The 1,218-nt window shown below is 58.2% G+C and carries 1 rRNA gene; it reads right to left on the bottom strand.

From position 1 onward, the window contains the following. Nucleotides 1-1,218 (bottom strand): 16S ribosomal RNA (locus IEW07_RS20690); the annotation flags it as partial.

Here is a 1,218-nt window from a genome sequence, read left to right as displayed (position 1 = left end):
GTACGGCTACCTTGTTACGACTTAGTCCCAATCGCCAGTCCCACCTTCGACGGCTCCCTCCCACAAGGGGTTAGGCCACCGGCTTCGGGTGTTACCAACTTTCGTGACTTGACGGGCGGTGTGTACAAGGCCCGGGAACGTATTCACCGCAGCGTTGCTGATCTGCGATTACTAGCGACTCCGACTTCATGAGGTCGAGTTGCAGACCTCAATCCGAACTGAGACCGGCTTTTTGGGATTAGCTCCACCTCACAGTATCGCAACCCTTTGTACCGGCCATTGTAGCATGCGTGAAGCCCAAGACATAAGGGGCATGATGATTTGACGTCATCCCCACCTTCCTCCGAGTTGACCCCGGCAGTCTCCTATGAGTCCCCACCATCACGTGCTGGCAACATAGAACGAGGGTTGCGCTCGTTGCGGGACTTAACCCAACATCTCACGACACGAGCTGACGACAACCATGCACCACCTGTCCACCGGCCCCGAAGGGAGACCCCATCTCTGGGGCGGTCCGGCGGATGTCAAGCCTTGGTAAGGTTCTTCGCGTTGCATCGAATTAATCCGCATGCTCCGCCGCTTGTGCGGGCCCCCGTCAATTCCTTTGAGTTTTAGCCTTGCGGCCGTACTCCCCAGGCGGGGCACTTAATGCGTTAGCTACGGCGCGGAAGACGTGGAATGTCCCCCACACCTAGTGCCCAACGTTTACGGCATGGACTACCAGGGTATCTAATCCTGTTCGCTCCCCATGCTTTCGCTCCTCAGCGTCAGTAACAGCCCAGAGACCTGCCTTCGCCATCGGTGTTCCTCCTGATATCTGCGCATTTCACCGCTACACCAGGAATTCCAGTCTCCCCTACTGCACTCTAGTCTGCCCGTACCCACTGCAGACCCGGGGTTGAGCCCCGGGCTTTCACAGCAGACGCGACAAACCGCCTACGAGCTCTTTACGCCCAATAATTCCGGACAACGCTTGCGCCCTACGTATTACCGCGGCTGCTGGCACGTAGTTAGCCGGCGCTTCTTCTGCAGGTACCGTCACTTTCGCTTCTTCCCTACTGAAAGAGGTTTACAACCCGAAGGCCGTCATCCCTCACGCGGCGTCGCTGCATCAGGCTTTCGCCCATTGTGCAATATTCCCCACTGCTGCCTCCCGTAGGAGTCTGGGCCGTGTCTCAGTCCCAGTGTGGCCGGTCACCCTCTCAGGCCGGCTACCCG

This window comes from Kocuria dechangensis (genome assembly GCF_014636775.1).
Classification (GTDB): Bacteria; Actinomycetota; Actinomycetes; order Actinomycetales; family Micrococcaceae; genus Kocuria; species Kocuria dechangensis.
The sequence above is the reverse complement of the archived record's forward strand: the minus strand, read 5'-3'. Positions and strand labels throughout refer to the sequence as shown.